Consider the following 21,139-nt stretch of genomic DNA (forward strand, 5'->3'; position numbering starts at 1 on the left):
AACCTCTTTTTCTCTGTAATATTAGTGTTTGATTATAAGTATTGCTGATAAAAATTAACTGCTAAAGTGTCACATCTTTCATTTTCAGGATGACCTGCATGACCTTTAACCCAATTGTATGTTACCTTGTGCTTTTCACAAAGTGCATATAGTTCTTTCCATAGGTCAGGGTTTTTAACTGATTCTTTCTTGTTTCTCATCCAGTTATTTGCATGCCACTTTTTTATCCAACCAAGGTTAAACGCATTGCAAACATATTGTGAGTCGGAATAAAGCATAACCTCACAAGGTTCTTTTAGTAGCTTTAGTGACTCAATAACTGCAAGTAGTTCCATTCTGTTGTTAGTGGTTTCTTTTTCACCACCACTTATTTCTTTTTCGTGACCGTTGTACCTTAGTATTGCTCCATATCCACCGGGACCGGGATTACCGGAACAAGCACCGTCTGTAAAAATTTCTACTTTCTTCATAGCTACCTCTTTTCTATATTTTGTATGGTATCATATTAAATAAAAAATTTCAATAACTTATATTTATAGAAATTAAGCCAATACTACTTTTATCCATTACTTGGTAAATCGGTTATGTAGGGATGGTGTGGTCTTGACTTTAAATATAAATAATAGTATTATATAATATAACTATATTGTGGAGTAGTATCATTAGTTACTTAATACTAACTCATCGGTATTTTTAATTTAGGTTGATAGTGAATTGATACATCTGTACGGAATTATTAGAGTGTCATCACATTAATACATATATTTTTTAATATAAAGATTATAAAGAAAAACGGAGGACAGTAAGTGAATTCAGAAAATAATGCCAAAAGAAATAACGGTAATAACAGAAGAAACAATTACCAGAACAGAAGTCAGTATAAGAATCGTAACAACAATGGCAAGAACAGTAACAGGAACAATAGAGGTAACGGTAAAAAGTATTTTAACAGTAATAGTAAAAGAAACAGTAACCGAATTAATGTTAATGGCAAAAAGTATAACAAGCCTATTCAAAAGCCAAAACCATCAATTAAGATTTCATTCTTAGGTGGTCTTAATGAAATCGGTAAGAATATTACACTATTTGAATGTGAAGATGAAATCATTGTACTGGATTGTGGTATGGCTTTCCCTGATGGTGAAATGTTAGGTGTTGACCTTGTAATACCTGACTTTACTTATCTAATTCAGAACAAAGATAGGGTAAAGGCTATTTTGCTAACTCATGGTCATGAGGACCATATTGGTGGTTTGCCATATTTACTGACAGAAATGTCAGCACCAATCTATGGTACACCTTTAACTTTAGGTCTTGTAGAGAATAAGCTAAAGGAACATTCTCTACTACAAAGCACAGAACTTATTACAGTTCAAGCCGGTGATAAGGTTAAACTGGGCAAGATGACTGCTGAGTTTATCCATGTTAACCACTCAATTCCTGATGCAGTAGCAATTGCTCTTCATACACCTGCAGGTACTATTGTTCATACAGGTGACTTTAAGATTGACTGTACACCAATTTCAGGTGGTATGATTGACCTTAACAGATTTGCAAGACTTGGTGATGAGGGTGTCTTGGCTTTAATGTCAGACTCAACAAATGCATCAAGAGAGGGCTATACACCAACAGAACATACTGTTTATGATAGCTTTAAAAACCTTTTCCAAAAGGCAGAAAAAGAAAGAATTATTATTGCGACATTTGCAAGTAATGTTAACAGAGTACAGCAGATTATTAATTGTGCTAAGAAATTTGGCAGAAAAGTTGCCTTTTCCGGTAGGTCAATGATTAACTATATGAAAGTAGCTAATGAACTTGGCTATATTGATATTCCGGAAAATATTATTATAGATATTGACCAAATTCCACAATATACACCACAAGAGATTGTTCTTGTAACAACAGGTTCACAGGGTGAACCAATGTCAGCTCTAACAAGAATGGCATTCTCCGACCACAGAAAGATTACTGTCGGTACAGGTGACTTTATTATTATTTCAGCTAACCCAATTCCGGGTAATGAAAAGTCAGTTGGTAATGTTGTTGATGAACTTCTCAAAAAAGGCTGTAGAGTTGTTTATGAGTCAATGTATGAAGTTCATGTTTCAGGCCATGCTTGTGCTGAAGAACATAAGATTATTACAAGTCTTGTAAAGCCAAAGTACTACATTCCTGTACATGGTGAACAAAAGCATTTAAGAAAAAGTCAGGATATTGCAGTTTCTCTTGGTATTGACAAGAAGAATACCTTTATAGCTGACATTGGTACTCAGCTTGAACTTAACGAAAACTTTATGAAAGAACTACCAAAAGTACCGGCAGGTAAGGTATTTGTTGATGGCTTTGGTGTTGGTGATGTTGGTAGTATCGTATTAAGAGACAGAAAGCACCTTGCTCAGGATGGTTTGATTATTATTGTTGCATCACTTGATGTATATGACGGTCATGTTATTTCAGGTCCTGATATTGTTTCAAGAGGTTTTGTATATGTAAGAGAAAGTGAGGACTTAATGAAGGATATTAAGTCAACTGCTTTATATGTACTTGATGATTGTTGTGACAATAACATTCACGAATGGGGTGTTATTAAGAACAGAATTAAAGATGATGTTTCAAAGGTTATCTTTAATAAAACAGGTAGAAGCCCTATGATTTTACCAATCTTAATGGAAGTATAATTTATATTAAAAGTTATAATTAAAATTTTAGCCGAAAGGAGGCAGTAAATTGAACAGAAAGAAATGGTCACTAACACCTATGTTTTTGATTTTTGCAGTGTTAATGTGCTTAATGTCTTTTATCTCAATTAGATATAATGTTTATCTATTTATAGTTGAATTTGTTGTTTCCTTGGCTAGTTTAGCCTTTGTCCTCATTATGAATTTGAAATTCAGGAAATATGTTAGAGGACTGATAAAGGGTGCAGTTGAAAGAACTGCTGATGTAGATAAAATATATTTGGAAAATTTTGATTTTCCTATAGTGATTGTTGGTCCTCATAATGATATTATCTGGACTAACAGTAGCTTTACAAATGTACTGTCAAAGGGTAAAGACCCAATAGGTTATAAGATAGATACATATATCGGTACAAGAAGATTAAGGGACTTTATTTCTAAAAAGCCAATTAAACTCAAATTAAATGATAAGTACTTTAGAGTGTTTGGTAATCTATCAAAGGAAACTACTGTACTTTACTATATTGACGATACATATTATAGAAATATTGAAAATGATTTTTACAACAAAAAAGCCTCAGTAGCATTTGTATTATTTGATAATGCAGATGACTTTGATACTGACTCAGATGGTGAAACTGAGGGTGAAATTCTTTTAGCAGTTGAACGAACTGTTCAGAAGTGGGCAAGTGAAAACAATGCTATGTACACCAAAATTTCACCAACAAGATATATGCTAATCTTTGAAGAGTCAGCTATTAAAGAAATTACTGAGGGTAAGTTTAAAATCCTAGATACAATCAGAGATATTAAACTTGAAGGCAAAAGTGCTACAGTTTCTATCGGTATAGGTAGAGGTAAGGACAGTATTAGAGAAAGTGATATGGCTGCTAAGAAAGCTCTTGAAATGGCACTTGGCAGAGGTGGTGACCAGGTAGCAGTTTCTATTAATGATGAATATGAGTTTTATGGTGGTGTTTCTGCCGGTGTTGAAAAGCGTAGTAAAGTTCGTACAAGAACATTTGCAGGTAATATTAAGAACACTATCCTAAAGGCTGACAATGTAATCTTAATGGGACATAACTACAGTGACCTTGACTGTGTCGGTGCATCAATCGGTATGTATAGCACAATTACAAAGTCACTTAACAAAAATGCCTATATAGTTTGTAACGAAAAAACAAGTAACGCAAGGCAACTTATTGACTCAGCAAAAGAAAATGGACTTGAAAATGCTTTCATTACACCTGCTGAGGGACTTAAGAAAATTAATAACGGTACTTTGCTTATTATCTTAGATACTCACATCAGTACATTTATTGAAAGTAAAGAAATTTATGAAAAGTGCAAAAAGGTTATTGTAATTGACCACCACAGAAAAATGGTTAACTTTATCAATAACGCACTAATCTTTTTCCACGAACCACTTGCATCTTCTGCTTGTGAAATGGTTTCTGAAATTATTTCATATATTGGGGATGATTATTTAAGTGGTTTTGAGGCAGGAGCATTACTTGCCGGTATTATGCTTGATACAAAGAACTTTGTTATCAAAACAGGTGTAAGAACCTTTGAGGCAGCAGCTTATCTAAAGCAGAAAGGTGCTAATACTATTAATGTTAAGCGACTTTTCTCAGGTGATATTGAGGCCTACAGAACAAAGTCTGAAATTGTTTGTAATGCAAAAGTTATGGATACTATTGCAATTTCTCACGCAAATGATGGTGTACAAAATGTCAGAGTAGTTGCTGCTCAAGCAGCAGATGAACTACTTAGCTTTGAAGGTGTAAATTCATCATTTGTAATATTTAGAATAGATAATAAAACCATAGGTATCTCTGCACGAAGTTATGGTAAACTGAATGTACAGGTAGTTATGGAGGCTCTGGGTGGTGGTGGCCATTTAACAATGGCAGCTTGTCAGCTAGAGGTTGAAAATCAAGAAATAGCAGAAAATATGCTAATTGCAAAAATTAAAGAACTTAGGAAGAAAGGAATTTTAAAATGAAAGTAGTTTTAAAACAAGATGTTAGAAATTTAGGTAAAAAAGGTGAGCTAGTAGAAACATCTGACGGTTATGCTCGTAATTTTCTTTTCCCAAGAAATCTAGCTGCCGAAGCTGATAACAAGGCTATGAATGAACTAAAGAATGCTGAAAGCAGTAAGCAGTTTAAGATTGATACTCAGATTAAACAGGCAACTGCAAGTAAGAACAAGCTGGAGGGTCAAGTTTTCAAAATGACTGCAAAAGCAGGTTCTAACGGCAGACTATTCGGTTCTGTTACATCAAAGGAAATTGCTCAAGAAATTAAGAAACAGTATGCAATTTCTGTAGATAAGAGAAAGGTTACTCTTGATACAGATATTAAGGCTTTTGGTACATACAATGCTACAGTAAAGCTATATAACGGTATTGTTGCAAATATTAAAGTACAGGTAACAGAAGCTTAAGAGGTTGTTATGGCTGAAATAGGTACTTATGATAGTATGAATTTGCCATATTCACCTGAGGCTGAACAAGCAGTCCTGGGTGCACTTGTAATGGAACCAAGTTGCCTTGATAGTATAATTGAGATTATTCCTAATCCTGATTATTTCTATATTCAAACCCATAAGGTTATATACGGTAAGATGACCGAAATGTTTGCAGAGTCCAGACCACTTGACTCTGTTACACTTTTGGAGGCTTTAAAGTCTGAGAAAGATTTTGATGAGGCTACCGGCAAAACCTATTTGTTTGATTTGGCAAACAGTTGTCCGTCAATTACAAATGCAGTTGAATATGCAAAACTGGTAAGAGATAAATTTAATTTAAGACAGCTAATTGAAGCGTCAAGAGATATTATAGAAACAGCAAGTTCCGGTACTGTTGAACCGGATAAACTGATTGATGCTGCCGAACAGAAGATTTTTGATATTCGTCAAGGTAAAACTGTTGATGGTCTTGAAAGAATTGATAGAGTTATCTACCAAACATTTGACAGACTTGAAAAGCTAAGTAAAGAGGATGAAAACTTCAAGGCTATTTCTACAGGTATTTCTGACCTAGACAGAGTTATCACAGGTCTTAACCGTTCCGACTTGATTCTTCTTGCTGCCAGACCCGGTATGGGTAAAACTTCTTTTGCTCTAAATATTGCAAGAAGTGTTGCAGTTCAAAGTAAGAAGAAAGTTGCTTTCTTCTCTCTGGAAATGACAAAGGAACAGCTTGCATCCCGTTTACTTTCTGTTGAGGCACTTGTTGGTGGCGTTAAACTTAGAACAGGTAAACTGAATGATGAAGAATGGCAGAGAATTATTTCTGCCAGTGATGTTCTTGGTAAAACAGAGATTTATCTTGATGAAACTTCCGGTATTACTGTTCCGGAAATGAAAGCTAAGTTAAGAAGACTTAGAGGTGTTGACCTTGTAATTATCGACTACTTGCAACTTATGAGTTCAGCAAAAGCTACCAACAACAGAGTTCAAGAAATTTCAGAAATTACAAGAAATCTAAAGATTATGGCAAAGGACATTAATGTTCCGGTAATTTGTCTTTCTCAGCTATCTCGTGCCAGTGAACAAAGACCTGACCATAAGCCTATGCTTTCTGACCTTAGAGATTCCGGTTCTATCGAACAGGATGCCGATATTGTTCTTTTCCTATACAGAGAAGGTTACTATGCAGATAAGGGAGAAGATGCTGCAAACGCTCAAGTTGACCTTAATTCAGCAGAATGTTTAGTTGCCAAGAACCGTCATGGTGAAACAAGTGCAGTTAAACTTCATTGGCAAGGTGAGTTTATGCGTTTCTCTTCATTAGAACATAACTATGAATAATTTAATTGAATTAGCAATAAATCAATATAATATGGTTGATTATGGAGATACTGTAATTGTTGCACTTTCAGGTGGAGCAGATTCAGTTTGTTTACTCCATAATCTTGTTTTGTTAAAGGACAAGTATAACCTTAAGGTTATGGCTTGTCACCTTAACCACCATTTGCGTGGTGAAGAGTCAAATAGCGATATGGAGTTTTGCAAAGAACTTTGTAGGCAAAACAACATTGAACTTTTTGTAAAAGAAGTTGATATTGATAAATTATCAAATGAACTAAAGATTAGTCATGAAGAATGTGGCAGAAATTGCAGATATGAATTTTTTAATTCTTTAGCAGAAAAATATAATGCTAAAATTGCAACTGCCCACAATTCAGATGATAATTTAGAAACAACAATTTATAATATGACCAGAGGTGCTTTATTAAAAGGACTTTCCGGTATTCCAAAAGTTAGGGATTATATTATCAGACCACTTATCAATACTTCAAGGGAGAAAATTGAAGAATATTGTAAGGGTTATGGTTTAAAGTATGTGACAGACAGTACAAACCTTACTGATGAATATACAAGGAATAAAATTCGTCACAATGTTATCCCTGTGCTAAAAGAAATTAATCCATCTGTTGAAAATACTGTTCTGCAAATGAATAGTACATTAAGTGAAATTGCAGAATATATTGAGAAAAGTGGTCAGCTACTTTTAAAGATTGCTCAAAGTGGGGAAGGCTACTTAACCAATAAACTGAGAGATGCCAACATTGTTGTATTGAAAGAGGCAATTGCAATTTTATTTAGACAGAATAATTTTTCATATTCTAGGAAACATATAGAAGAAACTTTGACTATTATCGAAAATGGGGGTAAAATAAATTTAAAGAAAAATTTATCTGCCATTAACAAACAAGGACTTTTTAGAATAGCAAAGACAAATGATACTGAATTTTATTCAGCTAAAATAAACATAGAAAAGCCTATTGTTTATAATGACAAAGTTATTTCCTTTGAGAATGTGAAAATTAACGGAAAATTTGACAAATTCGCTAGTAAGAATTATATTAGTAGTGATATAATTACTCCAAGTCTAAGACTTCGTAACCGACTTGCAGGTGACACAATTTATCTTGCAAAAAGAAAGGTTACAAAAAGTTTGAAGAAACTGATGAACGAACTGAAAATTCCTGAGGAAAAGCGAGATAATCTTCTTGTTTTGGCTGATGGAAACCAAGTTCATTGGATAGAGGGCATAGCAGTTTCTGAAAAAGCTGTTGTGAAAAATAATATGAAAGAATGTGTAAAGATAATAATTACACAAAATTGAGGTTCACTATGGAAAATGATATTAAGGAAGTTTTATTAACTCCGGAACAAATTACTGCTATTGCCAAGGATATTGGTACTCAAATCAGCAAAGACTATAAGGGCAAGAACCTGGTTTTGCTTTGCCTACTAAAAGGTAGTATCTGCTTTATGGCTGAACTTATGAAGTATGTTACTATTCCTTGTGTAATTGACTTTATGGCTGTGTCATCATACGGCTCAGGTACAGAAAGCAGTGGTAGAGTAAATATCGTAAAGGATATGTCCACACCTGCTGAAAATATGGATATCCTAATTGTTGAAGATATTATTGACAGTGGCAACACATTGTCATTTATGTTACAGTATTTTAAGGCTAAGAACTGTGCATCTGTTGAGATTGCTACACTTCTAAACAAGCCTAGTCGCAGAAAAAAGGAAGTACCGGTTAAATATTCCGGTCAAGAAATTGATGACCTTTTTGTTGTTGGCTTTGGTCTTGACTATGCCGAATATTACAGAAACCTTCCATACATAGGTGTTCTTAAGGAATCTGTATATTCAGATACTGAGGAATAAAGAGCAAGGAGAATCATATGAAGAAAGATAATCTGAAAAAACTGATTTACATTGCTATTCCGGTTTTGGTGCTACTTGTAATGTTCTTTATGTTTAGTAACAGAAGTACATCAAACTGCACATATAGTGATGTTGTATATCAGTTCCAGAAACAAAATGTTGAGAGTTTCACCGTAAATGACGGTACAGGTGAAATCGAAATGAAGCTGATTGATAAGGTTGATAACAAAAGTACAATGACTTATAAGTTAGCATCAACTCAGCTATTTATTGACAAGGTTGACCAGTACATTACTGATTACAACAACAACCATAAGGATAAACCTATGGAATATGATATTCAGAGAGCTGCTGATAACTCTTTACTATATAATATTCTTCCAACAGTTATTATTATGGTTATACTTATTTTCGTTTGGGTGCTTGTATTCCGTAAAATGGGTGGAATGGGCGGCAAAGAAATGCAGTTCGGTAAAGCCAAGTTTAAGAACGAAAATGATGAAAAACGCAAAACAACATTTGATGATGTTGCCGGTGCTGATGAAGAAAAAGAAGAACTTGAAGAAGTTGTTGAATTCCTAAAGAACCCTGCTAAGTTCCAGGCTTTAGGTGCCAGAATTCCTAAGGGTGTGCTACTTGTAGGCCCTCCGGGTACAGGTAAAACTTTACTTGCAAAGGCTGTTTCAGGTGAAGCCGGTGTACCATTCTTCTCAATTTCAGGTTCAGATTTTGTTGAAATGTTCGTTGGTGTTGGTGCATCAAGAGTTAGAGATTTGTTCCAGACTGCTAAGAAAAATTCACCATGTATTATTTTCATTGATGAAATTGATGCAGTAGGTCGTCAGAGAGGCACAGGCCTTGGTGGTGGCCATGATGAAAGAGAACAAACACTTAACCAGTTGCTTGTTGAAATGGATGGCTTCGGTGCAAACGAAGGTGTTATCCTAATTGCAGCTACTAACCGTCCTGATGTTCTTGATCCGGCTCTAATGCGTCCCGGTAGATTTGACAGACAGGTTGTTGTTTCTTACCCTGATGTTGCAGGTAGAGAGGCTATCCTAAAGGTTCACGCAAGACAAAAACCACTTGCTCCTGATGTTAACCTAAGAGATATTGCTAAGACTACTGCCGGTTTTACAGGTGCCGACCTAGCTAACCTACTTAACGAAGCAGCACTTCTAGCAGCAAGAAAGAATCTTAAGGCAATTACAATGGAACAGATTCAAGATGCTACAATGAAGGTTGTTGTTGGTGCTGAGAAGAAGTCCAAGGTTATGTCTGATAAGGAAAAGAAACTTACTGCTTACCATGAAGCAGGTCATGCTATTGCATTCCATGAATGTGAAACACAAGACCCTGTTCATGAAATTTCAATTATTCCAAGAGGTATGGCAGGTGGTTACACAATGCCATTACCATCTGAAGATAAGTCATACAACAGTAAACAAGAAATGCTTGAAGATATTATTGTTTGCCTAGGTGGTAGAGTTGCTGAAGCTCTAATTATGGGTGACATTTCTACCGGTGCAAGTAACGATATTGAAAAGGCTACAAATACTGCTAAGAAGATGGTTACTAAGTTTGGTATGAGCGACAAGCTAGGCCCAATCCTATATGGTAGTGGTAACCAAGAAGTATTCATCGGTAGAGATATGGGTCAGGTTAAGGATTATTCCGAAAAGACTGCTGCTGCTATTGATGATGAAATTCATACAATTATTACTGATGCTTATGATAAGACTGTTAATATTCTAAAGACACATATTGACAAGCTACACCAAGTTGCTCAGTATCTAATTAAGTATGAAAAGATGAATGGCGAAGACTTTGCTGCTGTAATGGACGGCACATTCGTTATGCCAATGGAAGAAACAGAAGAAAATAATTCTGTTGAAGAAAATTAATAAACTTGAGGCAGACCTTTCTTAGTCTGCCTCTATCTGTTTTTATGTGGGTAGGAGAATTATGAGTCTTGATAAAATTGTAGTAAAAGGTGCAAATGAACATAATTTAAAGAATATTGATGTTACTATCCCTAGGGATAAACTTGTGGTTATTACAGGCTTATCCGGTAGTGGCAAAAGTTCACTTGCTTTTGATACTATTTATGCTGAGGGTCAAAGAAGATATATGGAGTCACTTTCTTCATATGCAAGAATGTTTATCGGTCAAATGGAAAAGCCTGATGTACAGTCTATTGAGGGTCTTTCACCATCTATTTCTATTGACCAAAAAACAACTTCCAAGAACCCTAGGTCAACAGTTGGTACTGTTACGGAAATTTACGATTACTTGCGACTACTATATGCAAGAATAGGTATTCCTCATTGTCCTGTTTGTGGCAAGAAAATTGAGCAACAAACTATTGACCAAATTGTTGATTCTGTTATGGAAATCGGAGAAGGTACAAAGTTCCAAATACTGGCACCGGTTGTTAGAGGAAAGAAAGGTATGCACCAAAAAGTCCTTGAACAAGCAAGAAAAAGTGGTTTCTCAAGAGTTAGAGTTGACGGTAATATTTATGACCTATCAGAAGAAATTTCATTAGAAAAAAATAAAAAACATAATATAGAAATTGTTGTAGACAGACTGGTAGTAAAGGATTCTATCAGAGGCAGACTTACCGACTCTTTAGAAACAACAATGAAACTTGCAAAGGGTATTGCAGTTGTAGCCATAGTAGGTGGTGAAGAAATCACTTATAGCCAAAATTATGCTTGTCCTGAACATGGTATTTCTGTTGAAGAAATTACACCGAGAATGTTCTCTTTCAACAACCCATTTGGTGCTTGTCCTAAGTGTACAGGTATCGGTGTGTTTATGAAAATTGACCCTGACCTAATTATCCCTGACCCTAGTAAGTCAATTAGACAAGGTGGCCTAAAGGGTAGTGGTTGGGCTTTAGAAGGCAACACTATTGCTGAGGCATATATGGTTGGTCTTGCTGACCACTATGGTTTTTCACTTGATACACCTATTGAAGATTTACCAAAAGAAATTGTTGATATTCTGCTTTACGGTACTAAAGGTGAGAAGTTCAAAATTCATAGATTTTCTCAGAGAAAGGGTTTTGAAAGTTACGAAACCGATTTTGAGGGTATCATAGGTAACCTTGAAAGAAGATATAAAGAAACTAATTCAAATTGGATTAAAGAAGAAATCCAAGGTTATATGTCTGAACACCATTGTGATGAATGTGACGGTAAAAGACTTAGAAAAGAAAGCTTAGCTGTTACAGTGGGTGGTAAGAATATTTCAGACTTTTGTGATATGTCAGTAGTTGAAGCTGTGGAATTCTTAAAGAATTTGCAACTGACAGATAGAGAGAAATTTATCGGTAAATCTATTCTAAAGGAAATCAATTCCAGACTGTCATTCCTAAATTCTGTGGGTCTTGAATATTTAACACTATCAAGAAGTACAGGTACTCTTTCAGGTGGTGAAAGTCAGAGAATCAGACTTGCAACACAAATCGGTTCATCACTAATGGGTGTTGTGTATATCCTTGACGAACCATCAATCGGACTTCATCAGAGAGATAATGACAAGTTACTTGATACTCTAAAAGCACTTAGAGATAATGGCAATACTGTGCTTGTTGTTGAACATGATGAGGACACAATGAGAGCATCTGACTACATTGTTGATGTAGGTCCCGGAGCTGGTATTCATGGTGGTGAAATTGTAGCACAAGGTACTTGTGAAGAAATTATGGCAAACGAAAAGTCCATAACAGGGCAGTACCTATCAGGAAAAAGAACAATTCCTGTGCCTACTGAAAGAAGAAAGGGTAACGGTAAGTTCCTAAAAATTATCGGTGCTCAGCAAAATAATCTAAAGAATATAAATGTAAAAATTCCACTAGGTGAGTTTGTTTGTGTTACCGGTGTATCAGGTAGTGGCAAAAGTTCACTTGTCAATGAAATTCTTTATAAGAAATTAGCAAAAGAACTTAACAGAGCAAAATGTAAAGCCGGTAAACATAAGAAAATTGAGGGAATTGAAAATCTAGATAAGGTTATTCAAATTGACCAAAGTCCAATCGGCAGAACACCAAGAAGTAACCCTGCAACATATACAGGTGTGTTCGGTGATATTCGTTCACTTTATGCCAACACAAATGATGCCAAAATGCGTGGCTATGGTCCGGGTAGATTTAGTTTTAATGTAAAAGGTGGCAGATGTGAGGCTTGTCAAGGTGACGGTATTAACAAGATTGAAATGCACTTTTTACCTGATGTTTATGTACCTTGTGATGTTTGTAAAGGTAAGAGATATAACAGAGAAACTCTTGAAGTTAAGTACAAAGGTAAGTCAATTTATGATGTACTTGAAATGACAGTAGAAGAGGGTTGTGAGTTCTTCCAAAACATTCCTAAGATTGCTCGAAAGCTACAAACCCTTTATGATGTAGGTTTGGGATATATTAAGATTGGTCAGTCCTCAACAACACTTTCAGGTGGTGAGGCACAGAGAGTTAAACTTGCAACAGAACTTTCCAAAAGAAGTACCGGCAAGACAATTTATATTCTTGATGAACCAACAACAGGTTTGCACATTGCCGATGTTCACAGACTTATTGAAGTTCTTCAAAAGCTAGTTGATACCGGTAACACAGTTGTGGTTATTGAGCATAACCTTGATTTAATCAAAACTGCCGACCATATTATTGACCTTGGCCCTGAGGGTGGCGATAGAGGTGGTACTCTTGTTGCTACAGGTACTCCTGAACAAGTAGCTAAAGTTAAGGAAAGTTATACCGGTCAGTATCTAAAGAAAATGTTAGAGTGATTTTAATTTTAAAATGGTTATTATTTTAGAATAATTTATGTTAGAATAATTTTAGCATTATAATAATCTTAATATCATTTAAACTTTTGTAGGGTTGTATTAATACAATCCTACATTTTTTATTTTCATTTTGTTAAGACAGTTATATAAGCTTGTTTTTAATTTTGATTGCGCTAATCTAAAAACCCTTTAACAAATTAGGGTTTTTCAATTTTGTCTGTGGGTAAAGGTAAATTTGTTTTTTAGCTTTTATTGTGGTTAAAGAAAAGTATATTTTTTATTTAATATAAAGGAAAATTAGAAAAAATATATTACCTAACATTATTACAAAAGTTTGGCTTACAGTTGTAGGGTCCAACATTGTTGGACCGAGCAAATCAGCCTCTTTATTGGTATATTGTCCTATGTAGTAAATTATAATTTTTAGTTTCTACATAGGACTAAGTCACATAAAACATTTTACTATTAAACGGGCGAACACTGTTCGCCCCTACGACTGTGAGCCATAATATGATATAAAAATCGGTACTGTTTATTCTACAAAATATTGTTATATTATTAATTGTGCAATAACTTGGTATAAAAGAGAGAAAGGACATAGTATACACTTTTTAGTATTTAAACATCCCCACAAACACAAATTTATAAAACTAACTTATTTTTACCCACAAACAAAATAAAACACAAATTAAAAAACTTAATATTCCGTAAAAGAAAAACCTATCTTATCGCTAAGTTAGGTTTTGTTAATTTATAAAATTATTTTGATAAAAATCATAAAATAAATGTAGATTTTCAGGGCTTTTCTAGTATGTTACAAGTCTTTACATAAAGAATGAACTGTGTTATAATAATGTGTAATTTATAGTATAGTATAACTATTAGTATGTCATAATGTCATACTGGAATTATAGATAGTATTAAGGAGTAGGAAAATGTCAGTAAAAGTAACTTTGTTAACCCATACACCAAATCCTGAGCAAGTTGTGGCTATGGCTGCAAAACTTTGTTATTCACCATCCGGTATTGAAGATTTGAGAGATGGTTTAACAGAGGAAAAAACTACTTCTTTCTTAAATATGCTTAGCGATTTAGGTCATGGTAGCCCAACAGAACATGTATCATTTACTTTCGGAATTGAGGGTATCTCAAGAGCTTGTTCTCATCAGTTGGTACGCCATAGAATTGCATCATACAGTCAGCAGTCACAGAGATATGTTGACGGTACTTCTTTTGAATTTGTAACACCACCTGAAATCAAGAGTTGTCCTGAGGCTTATGAAGAATACAAAAAGGTAATTGATTTACAGAGTGATGCTTACAGTAAAATTCGTGATGCACTTGTTGTTAAGTACATTAAAGAATTTAAAGGTGAAGAACTATCCGGTACAAATGATGAAATAATTAATTCTTTTAAAGAAGAAAACAAAAGACAGTGCAACGCTTTCATTAAGAAAGCGAATGAAGATGCAAGATTTGTACTTCCAAATGCTTGTACTACAAAGATTGTTTGTACTTTCAATGCTCGTTCACTTCACAACTTCTTTGCTCACCGTTGTTGTAACAGAGCTCAGTGGGAAATTAGAGAAGTAGCTGAACAAATGTTACTGCAATGTCTAGAGGTTGCCCCAACACTATTTAAAAATTGTGGTCCATCTTGTCTGTTTGGTCCTTGTCCTGAGGGCAAAATGAGTTGTGGCAAAATGAAAGAAATGAGAGAGAAGTATGGCAGGTAAGATTATTGTAATTGAAGGTCTTGACGGTAGTGGTAAAGCTACCCAAACTGACCTTTTATATAAAAAGCTATTGTCTGAAGGAAAGAATGTTAAGAAACTTACTTTCCCTTGTTATGATAGCGACAGCTCAGCACTGGTAAAAATGTACCTTGGTGGTGAACTTGGTGATGACCCTAACTTGGTAAATCCATATACTGCATCAGCTTTTTATGCAGTTGATAGGGTAGCCTCATTCTTAAAGGATTGGAAAAATGACTATGACAATGGCACAATCTTTCTTTGTGACAGATATAGTACATCAAATCCGATTTATCAGTTAAGTAAATTAAATGAAAATGAGTATGATGAATATTTAGAATGGCTCAATGATTTTGAGCATATTAAGTTGGAAATACCTGCACCTGACTTTGTGCTTTACTTAAATATGCCAATAGAAGTTAGCCAGAAATTAATGGCTAAAAGATATAACGGTGACGAAAATAGAAAGGATATTCACGAAAAGAATATTTCTTTTTTAGAAAAATGTCATTCATCGGCTAAGTATTGTGCAGACAAACTTGGTTGGGAAGTTGTTGATTGTGCTTTTAACGGTGAACCAAGGTCTATTGAAGAAATTTCTAATGAGGTATATTCCAAAGTAAAAGGAAAAGTATAAGGATATTTATGTTAGAATTCAGGAAACCAAAAATTGAAGATAAAGAAAAGTATCAAAATGCTTTAGACAAAACTAATTTTATGGATGGTGAATGTTCATTTGCCAATACTTATATGTGGAGTGAACATTACGATACAAGAATAGCTTTTAAGAATGACTTTGTTTTTAGATGTTATTTTGAAGATGACAAACCTGTTGGCTACACAATTCCATTTGGTGGAGAAGATTTAAAGTGGGCAGTAGAAGAAATTTTGCAAGATGCAAAGGATAGAAATGCTACAGAATTTGAACTTGGTTTGTTAACAGAAGAAGTTAAGGAAAAGCTGGAAACATTGTTCCCAAATAAATTTGAATTTACTGAAAATAGGGATGATGCAGATTATATTTATTTGCAAGAGGATTTAGCAAATCTTTCCGGCAAGAAATATCATGGTAAGAGAAACCATATCAGTCAGTTCAAAAGAGCAAATCCCGATTATGTTTATGAACCATTAACAAGGGAGCATTATTCCGATGCACTTTTAATTGCTGCTAAGTGGGCATCCGATAGAAATGAAATTGATGGTGAAGAATATGGTGCTGATTATGTGGCAATAGAGGATTGTTTCTTACATTTCCATGAACTTGATTTGTTTGGTGGCATTATCTATGTTGACAACAAAGCTGTTGCAATGACAGTTGCATCAAAAATTCGTGACGGTATATGTGATGTTCATTTTGAAAAATCTATAATTGACAACGGTTATCCGGTAATTAATAATGAATTTGTTAAGACACTAACTGATTTTAAATATATAAACAGAGAAGAAGATATGGGACTTGAGGACTTAAGAAAAAGTAAATTGTCCTATAAGCCAAATATAATTTTAATGAAATATAACGCAAAGGTTAAACAATGATTGAATATTCTAAAGGCTCAATGGCTGACTTAAAAGAACTGAAAACACTTTGGATTGCATCATTTAACGATACACTAAAAGGTTTCAAAACTTTTATGAAAAACAACAAAAACAAAATGAGAATTTATGTAGCAAAAGACGGTAATCGTACTGTTGCTATGTTGTATCATATTCCTTGTAAATTTCTTGAGTATAAGGCACATTACCTTTATGGTGCTGCTACTGAAAGTAAGTATAGAAACAGAGGAATAATGAAAAATCTTATTGATTTTAGTTTAGAAGATGCCAAAACTTTAGGTGAAGAATTTTCTTTCTTATATCCTGCTGATGACCACCTATACGGTTATTACTATTCACTTGGTTATGAGAGAAATTGCTTTAGAAAACAAGCTACTGTTTCTAGGGATAAGCTAATGCATATTGCAGAATACAGTCCCTTTTGTATGTCACTTAGTGTAACCGGTATGGGTAAGCTAAGAGAAAATTATCTAAAGGGAAACTCATTGCAGTTTAGCCAAGATTATATAAAATATTCTGTTGCCAATGTTAAGAATTATGGTGGTTATGTAATTTGTAGTGGTGACGGTTATTGCTTTGTTGATGAAGATGAGTACAAGAAATGTGTTGTATCGGAACTTTTTGCCAAGGAAGATGATATTTTTCCTTTGCTTGGTGAAATGTTAAAAGAGTCCGATGCCGATACATTTGTGTTTAATTATTCACCAACATTAAATATATTTGATAATGAAGAAATTGTACCGGATGGAATGGTAAAATTTCTGGGTAATACAAAAGTAAATGAAGCCTATATCGGACTTCGCAATTTGTAAAGGAGATTATTATGGTATATGTTTTTATGGCAGATGGCTGTGAGGAAATTGAAGCACTTGCACCTGTAGATATGCTACGCAGAGGTGGTGTTGAAGTAACAACTGTTGGTGTTACAGGAAAAACTGTTACAGGCAGTCATAATATTTCTGTTAATACAGATATTTCTTTAGAAGAAGTAAACCTAGGTGATATGGAGGCTGTTGTTCTTCCGGGTGGTATGCCGGGTACACTTAACCTTGAAAAGAATGAAAAGGTACAAGAGATTGTTGAGTATGCTTATGATAAGAAGTTACTTATCTGTGCTATTTGTGCTGCACCGTCAATCCTAGGCCATAAGGGTTACTTAAAGGATAAGAAAGCTACTTGTTTCCCGGGTTTTGAGGACTCATTTGACGGTGGCGAATATACCGGTGAAGTAGTTACTGCTTGTGATAACATTATTACAGGCAAAGGCTGTGGTGCAGGTATTTATTTTGGTCTTGAAATTCTAAAGAATATTAAAGGCGAAGAAACTATGAAAAAGGTGTTTGATTCATTACAATGTCCCAACTAACTAAAGATGAAATGAGAAAAAGTCTTAAGAAAATAAGACAGAGTATCACCGGAGAAAAGAAAAAAGATTATGACCTTGAAATTACTTGCAGATTCCTTATGACTGAGGAATATAACAAGGCTGATACTGTCCTTTGTTATGCAGGTACTAAGGATGAAATAGATACAAGGTATCTTATTTATGCTGCTTTAGCTAACCACAAGAGAGTAGGACTTCCTCGTTGTAATGGGGATATTCTTGACTTTTATTATGTTAGAGGTCTTGATGACCTAATGGTTGGTTCATTTGGTATTATGGAACCTGATGTTAGAAAATGCAGTAGAATACTTGATTTTAGAAATAGTGTCCTTGTTGTGCCGGGTTTGGGATTTAGTCCCGATGGCAAGAGAATTGGCTATGGCAGAGGATATTATGATAGATTTATTTCCCATTATAATGGGAAAGTTGTTGGTATGTGCTACCATCAGCAAGTGAAAATGAATATTCCTGTGGAAGAAACTGATGAAAATATCAATGTTTTAATCACAGAGCAATATACCAGAAACATCTGATTGAAGGTGCAATATGAGTAATAATAATTTTGAAAATGAAGAGCTAAGACTTAAGAAAGAAAGAGAAAAAAAGGTAGCTTCTTTCCATCTACATATTGATGAAGATGAGCTTGACAGACCTTATCATAAAAGGGAAGAAAGACCAAGAAGACAAAGAGCAGAGAGAGAACCTATGCCAAGGCTGACTGATAGTCAAGAGCTTAATTCCTTTAGTGGTGGCAAAACCAGAGCTGAAGTAGAAAAAGATATGAAGAAAGCTGACAAGAAACATCAGAAAGAAGCCAAGAAAAGGGAAAAGCGTAAGTCTAAGAAGAATAAGCGTATCTTTACAATTATTTGGCTTGTAATGGTCATTATGGCAGGTGTAGTTCTTTCTAAATATATGCTAACAGGTGTAGATGACCTACTTGCTATTTCTCGACCTGAAGCAAATGAAGTTACTGTTAAAATCTCAAAGACAGATACATTTGATGATGTAATTGATAAGCTATATGATAAAGGTGTTATCAAGGATAAGAAGTTCTTTAAGTTCTATGGTAGTATGAAACATGTTGATAAGTACCTTGAACATGGTACTATTAAGCTAAAGACTAACCAAGACTATGAGGCTATTATTAATACTTTGGAAAGTCCATACGAAAATGTTAAGTCTGTTGAAGTACAGATTACAGAAGGTATGAACATTAACGAAATTGCCAACAAACTTGTTAAGAAGAAAGTTCTTTCTGATAAGGATGAGTTCCTAAGCCTATGTAACAGTGATCAGTTTGATGATGATTATGCTTTCCTAAAAGTTCTGGGTAAGGCTAAGTCAAATGGTAGATACTATAAGCTGGAAGGTTACCTGTATCCTGATACATATACTTTCTATGAAAACGAAGACCCTTCACTAACTGTTAGTAGAATGTTAAGTAACTTTGCTGAAAAGAATGTTAATACTCTAAGCAAGGCTGACGGTTATTCTAAGAAAGTTTCTGTTGAAGATAGAGCAGAAGATACAGGTTATACATTTGACCAGATTATGACTATTGCTTCACTAATTCAAGCAGAAGCTGCCGATAAGGACGATATGTACAATGTAAGTTCTGTTATTCATAACAGACTTGATTCCGGTAATGCATCTGAATTTGCAAAGCTGGGTCTTGACTCTACAATTTACTATCCTTATCGTGATGCAAAGCATGTACCTGCATCTAAGGGTGGCAAAAAGTATAGCAGTAAATACAACACATATAAGATTAAGGGACTACCAAGTGGCCCAATCTGTAACCCAAGTTCAGAGGCTATTGAAGCTGCTATTTATCCAAATAGCACAAGCTACTACTACTTCTGTCACGATACTAAGACAGGACAGGCTTACTATGCTTCTACAGCAGAAGAACATGAATATAATCTATCTATAAGTGGTAACAAATAATGAGTAATATTGAAATTAAAAGACCGGAAATTTTAGCTCCTGCCGGAGATGTGGAGTGTATAAAGAATTCACTAAAGTTTGGTGCAGATGCAGTTTATCTTGCCGGTAAACAGTTTGGTATGCGTACTGCATCTAAAAACTTTGACAATGATGAACTTAAGAAAGCAGTAGAACTTGCTCATTCTTATGGCAGTAAACTTTATGTAACTTGCAACACTTTACCTAGAAATAACGAAATGGCAGTACTACCTGATTTCCTTAGTTATGCTGATGAAATCGGTGTTGATGCTTTTATTATTGCAGACCTAGGTGTGTTTGAACTTGCTAAGAAATATGCACCGAATGTTGAAAGACATATTTCAACTCAAGCTGGTATTGTAAACAGCGATACTGCAAATGCTTGGTACAATATGGGTGCAAGTAGAGTTGTTCTTGCAAGAGAAATGACTTTTGATGATATTGTTGATATTAGAGCAAAGATTCCTAAGGAACTTGAGATTGAATGTTTTGTACATGGTGCAATGTGTGTTTCATTCTCAGGCAGATGTTTAATCAGCAGTTACCTAACAGGCAGAGATGCGAACCGTGGTGACTGTGCTCAGCCTTGCAGATGGAAGTACCATCTTTATGAAGAGAATAGGGAAGGTCAGTTCTTCCCTGTAGAAGAGGCTGATGGAGGCACATATCTATATAACAGTAGAGATATGTGTATGATTGAGCATATTCCTGAACTTGTTGAAAGTGGAATTTCTTCTTTAAAAATTGAGGGTAGAGCAAAGAGTGCTTACTACTGTGCAGTTACTACCAATGCATATCGTCATGCAGTAAATGACTATATGAAGGAAAGAGAGAACTACACTCTAAAGCCTTGGATTAAAGAAGAACTTGAAAAAATCAGCCATAGAGAATACAATACAGGTTTTTACCTTGGTAAAGAACCGGGACAAGTTACTTCAAACGGTGGCTATATCAGACATTATGATGTTGTGGCAGTTTGTGAAAGTAATGAGGGTAATGTGTCAAATATCACTCAGAGAAACAAATTCTTTGTTGGTGATACACTTGATGTACTACCACCATCCGGTATTCCGTTTACAACAGTTTGTAAGGAACTAAAGAATAAATACGGTGTAGCAGTAGACAGTGCACCTCACGCAATGGAAGAACTGATTATGACTACAGATAAAGAAATTCCACCATCTTCTGTAATTCGTAAAAAGCGTTCTTGACAAACTATTTTTGCTGGTTTATAATACTAAAAGAATATGAAAAAGCCGTGAGTAGGAAGAATGTAAAATGTTCTTTTTTAGAGAGAGTAGGGTTGGTGA

Annotated in this window: 17 protein-coding genes and 1 other annotated feature (1 of these 18 running past the window's edge); of the genes, 16 read left to right on the forward strand and 1 reads right to left on the reverse strand. The window is 34.8% G+C overall.

Translation table 11 applies throughout. From position 1 onward, the window contains the following. Window positions 1–32: 32 nt before the first annotated feature. A complete protein-coding gene (rnhA, locus tag E5Z56_RS08345) occupies window positions 33–470 on the reverse strand; it encodes a ribonuclease HI (protein WP_022504776.1) in 438 nt (145 codons plus the stop codon). Between the two features lie 336 nt (window positions 471–806). Here rnhA and E5Z56_RS08350 point away from each other — a divergent pair, with 336 nt between their 5' ends. From E5Z56_RS08350 to E5Z56_RS08425, 16 genes are all read left to right on the forward strand, one after another. Then, entirely contained in the window at window positions 807–2,681 is a 1,875-nt protein-coding gene (locus E5Z56_RS08350; protein WP_138157393.1) for a ribonuclease J, read from the forward strand. A gap of 49 nt (window positions 2,682–2,730) precedes the next feature. Continuing rightward, window positions 2,731–4,689, forward strand: coding sequence for a DHH family phosphoesterase (locus E5Z56_RS08355; protein ID WP_138157394.1), 1,959 nt, complete (start codon window positions 2,731–2,733; stop codon window positions 4,687–4,689). Further along, window positions 4,686–5,132, forward strand: coding sequence for a 50S ribosomal protein L9 (gene rplI, locus E5Z56_RS08360; RefSeq protein ID WP_022504773.1), 447 nt, complete (start codon window positions 4,686–4,688; stop codon window positions 5,130–5,132). The genes E5Z56_RS08355 and rplI overlap by 4 nt, the downstream gene beginning before the upstream one ends. A 9-nt stretch (window positions 5,133–5,141) precedes the next feature. Next, window positions 5,142–6,500 carry a replicative DNA helicase gene (dnaB, locus tag E5Z56_RS08365; protein WP_138157395.1) on the forward strand — a complete coding sequence of 453 codons (1,359 nt, stop codon included), beginning with the start codon at window positions 5,142–5,144 and terminating at the stop codon, window positions 6,498–6,500. After that, window positions 6,493–7,821: a tRNA lysidine(34) synthetase TilS gene (gene tilS / locus E5Z56_RS08370; protein ID WP_138157396.1), complete on the forward strand. Its 1,329-nt coding sequence runs from the start codon at window positions 6,493–6,495 to the stop codon at window positions 7,819–7,821. The genes dnaB and tilS overlap by 8 nt, the downstream gene beginning before the upstream one ends. 8 nt (window positions 7,822–7,829) lie before the next feature. Further along, window positions 7,830–8,378: a hypoxanthine phosphoribosyltransferase gene (gene hpt / locus E5Z56_RS08375; RefSeq protein WP_022504770.1), complete on the forward strand. Its 549-nt coding sequence runs from the start codon at window positions 7,830–7,832 to the stop codon at window positions 8,376–8,378. Window positions 8,379–8,395: 17 nt separating this feature from the next. Then, complete coding sequence (gene ftsH, locus E5Z56_RS08380) at window positions 8,396–10,282, forward strand: ATP-dependent zinc metalloprotease FtsH (protein WP_138157397.1); 1,887 nt, start codon at window positions 8,396–8,398, stop codon at window positions 10,280–10,282. Between the two features lie 61 nt (window positions 10,283–10,343). Next, on the forward strand, window positions 10,344–13,169 hold the full coding sequence (gene uvrA / locus E5Z56_RS08385; protein WP_138157398.1) for an excinuclease ABC subunit UvrA: 2,826 nt from the start codon (window positions 10,344–10,346) through the stop codon (window positions 13,167–13,169). 935 nt (window positions 13,170–14,104) lie between these two features. Beyond that, the gene (gene thyX, locus E5Z56_RS08390; RefSeq protein ID WP_022505488.1) at window positions 14,105–14,905 is read left to right on the forward strand and encodes an FAD-dependent thymidylate synthase; all 801 of its coding nucleotides are present in this window, start codon (window positions 14,105–14,107) and stop codon (window positions 14,903–14,905) included. Beyond that, window positions 14,895–15,560 carry a dTMP kinase gene (locus tag E5Z56_RS08395; RefSeq protein WP_138157399.1) on the forward strand — a complete coding sequence of 222 codons (666 nt, stop codon included), beginning with the start codon at window positions 14,895–14,897 and terminating at the stop codon, window positions 15,558–15,560. The genes thyX and E5Z56_RS08395 overlap by 11 nt, the downstream gene beginning before the upstream one ends. A gap of 8 nt (window positions 15,561–15,568) precedes the next feature. Continuing rightward, window positions 15,569–16,459, forward strand: a complete 891-nt coding sequence (locus E5Z56_RS08400) for a DUF2156 domain-containing protein (protein WP_138157400.1) — start codon at window positions 15,569–15,571, stop codon at window positions 16,457–16,459. Beyond that, entirely contained in the window at window positions 16,456–17,289 is an 834-nt protein-coding gene (locus E5Z56_RS08405; RefSeq protein ID WP_138157401.1) for a GNAT family N-acetyltransferase, read from the forward strand. The genes E5Z56_RS08400 and E5Z56_RS08405 overlap by 4 nt, the downstream gene beginning before the upstream one ends. Before the next feature lie 11 nt (window positions 17,290–17,300). Beyond that, window positions 17,301–17,843, forward strand: a complete 543-nt coding sequence (locus E5Z56_RS08410) for a DJ-1 family glyoxalase III (RefSeq protein WP_138157402.1) — start codon at window positions 17,301–17,303, stop codon at window positions 17,841–17,843. After that, window positions 17,831–18,394, forward strand: coding sequence for a 5-formyltetrahydrofolate cyclo-ligase (locus tag E5Z56_RS08415; protein ID WP_022505484.1), 564 nt, complete (start codon window positions 17,831–17,833; stop codon window positions 18,392–18,394). The genes E5Z56_RS08410 and E5Z56_RS08415 overlap by 13 nt, the downstream gene beginning before the upstream one ends. Window positions 18,395–18,407: 13 nt before the next feature. Beyond that, entirely contained in the window at window positions 18,408–19,811 is a 1,404-nt protein-coding gene (mltG, locus tag E5Z56_RS08420) for an endolytic transglycosylase MltG (RefSeq protein ID WP_138157403.1), read from the forward strand. Next, complete coding sequence (locus E5Z56_RS08425) at window positions 19,811–21,040, forward strand: peptidase U32 family protein (protein WP_138157404.1); 1,230 nt, start codon at window positions 19,811–19,813, stop codon at window positions 21,038–21,040. Before mltG ends, E5Z56_RS08425 begins: the two co-directional genes overlap by 1 nt. A 38-nt stretch (window positions 21,041–21,078) precedes the next feature. Beyond that, window positions 21,079–21,139: a binding site (T-box leader), on the forward strand; it runs 142 nt beyond the window's last position.

The organism is Ruminococcus bovis, from assembly GCF_005601135.1.
In the GTDB taxonomy this organism is placed as follows: domain Bacteria; phylum Bacillota; class Clostridia; order Oscillospirales; family Acutalibacteraceae; genus Ruminococcoides; species Ruminococcoides bovis.

What these genes read in the sequence shown, in the direction of transcription:
- E5Z56_RS08425 (WP_138157404.1), top strand. Translation starts at nt 19,811, where the DNA reads ATGAGTAATATTGAAATTAAAAGACCGGAAATTTTAGCTCCTGCCGGA.
- ftsH (WP_138157397.1), top strand. Translation starts at nt 8,396, where the DNA reads ATGAAGAAAGATAATCTGAAAAAACTGATTTACATTGCTATTCCGGTT.
- E5Z56_RS08395 (WP_138157399.1), top strand. Translation starts at nt 14,895, where the DNA reads ATGGCAGGTAAGATTATTGTAATTGAAGGTCTTGACGGTAGTGGTAAA.
- hpt (WP_022504770.1), top strand. Translation starts at nt 7,830, where the DNA reads ATGGAAAATGATATTAAGGAAGTTTTATTAACTCCGGAACAAATTACT.
- E5Z56_RS08405 (WP_138157401.1), top strand. Translation starts at nt 16,456, where the DNA reads ATGATTGAATATTCTAAAGGCTCAATGGCTGACTTAAAAGAACTGAAA.
- mltG (WP_138157403.1), top strand. Translation starts at nt 18,408, where the DNA reads ATGAGTAATAATAATTTTGAAAATGAAGAGCTAAGACTTAAGAAAGAA.
- E5Z56_RS08415 (WP_022505484.1), top strand. Translation starts at nt 17,831, where the DNA reads ATGTCCCAACTAACTAAAGATGAAATGAGAAAAAGTCTTAAGAAAATA.
- E5Z56_RS08400 (WP_138157400.1), top strand. Translation starts at nt 15,569, where the DNA reads ATGTTAGAATTCAGGAAACCAAAAATTGAAGATAAAGAAAAGTATCAA.
- rnhA (WP_022504776.1), bottom strand. Translation starts at nt 470, where the DNA reads ATGAAGAAAGTAGAAATTTTTACAGACGGTGCTTGTTCCGGTAATCCC.
- dnaB (WP_138157395.1), top strand. Translation starts at nt 5,142, where the DNA reads ATGGCTGAAATAGGTACTTATGATAGTATGAATTTGCCATATTCACCT.
- uvrA (WP_138157398.1), top strand. Translation starts at nt 10,344, where the DNA reads ATGAGTCTTGATAAAATTGTAGTAAAAGGTGCAAATGAACATAATTTA.
- tilS (WP_138157396.1), top strand. Translation starts at nt 6,493, where the DNA reads ATGAATAATTTAATTGAATTAGCAATAAATCAATATAATATGGTTGAT.
- thyX (WP_022505488.1), top strand. Translation starts at nt 14,105, where the DNA reads ATGTCAGTAAAAGTAACTTTGTTAACCCATACACCAAATCCTGAGCAA.
- rplI (WP_022504773.1), top strand. Translation starts at nt 4,686, where the DNA reads ATGAAAGTAGTTTTAAAACAAGATGTTAGAAATTTAGGTAAAAAAGGT.
- E5Z56_RS08410 (WP_138157402.1), top strand. Translation starts at nt 17,301, where the DNA reads ATGGTATATGTTTTTATGGCAGATGGCTGTGAGGAAATTGAAGCACTT.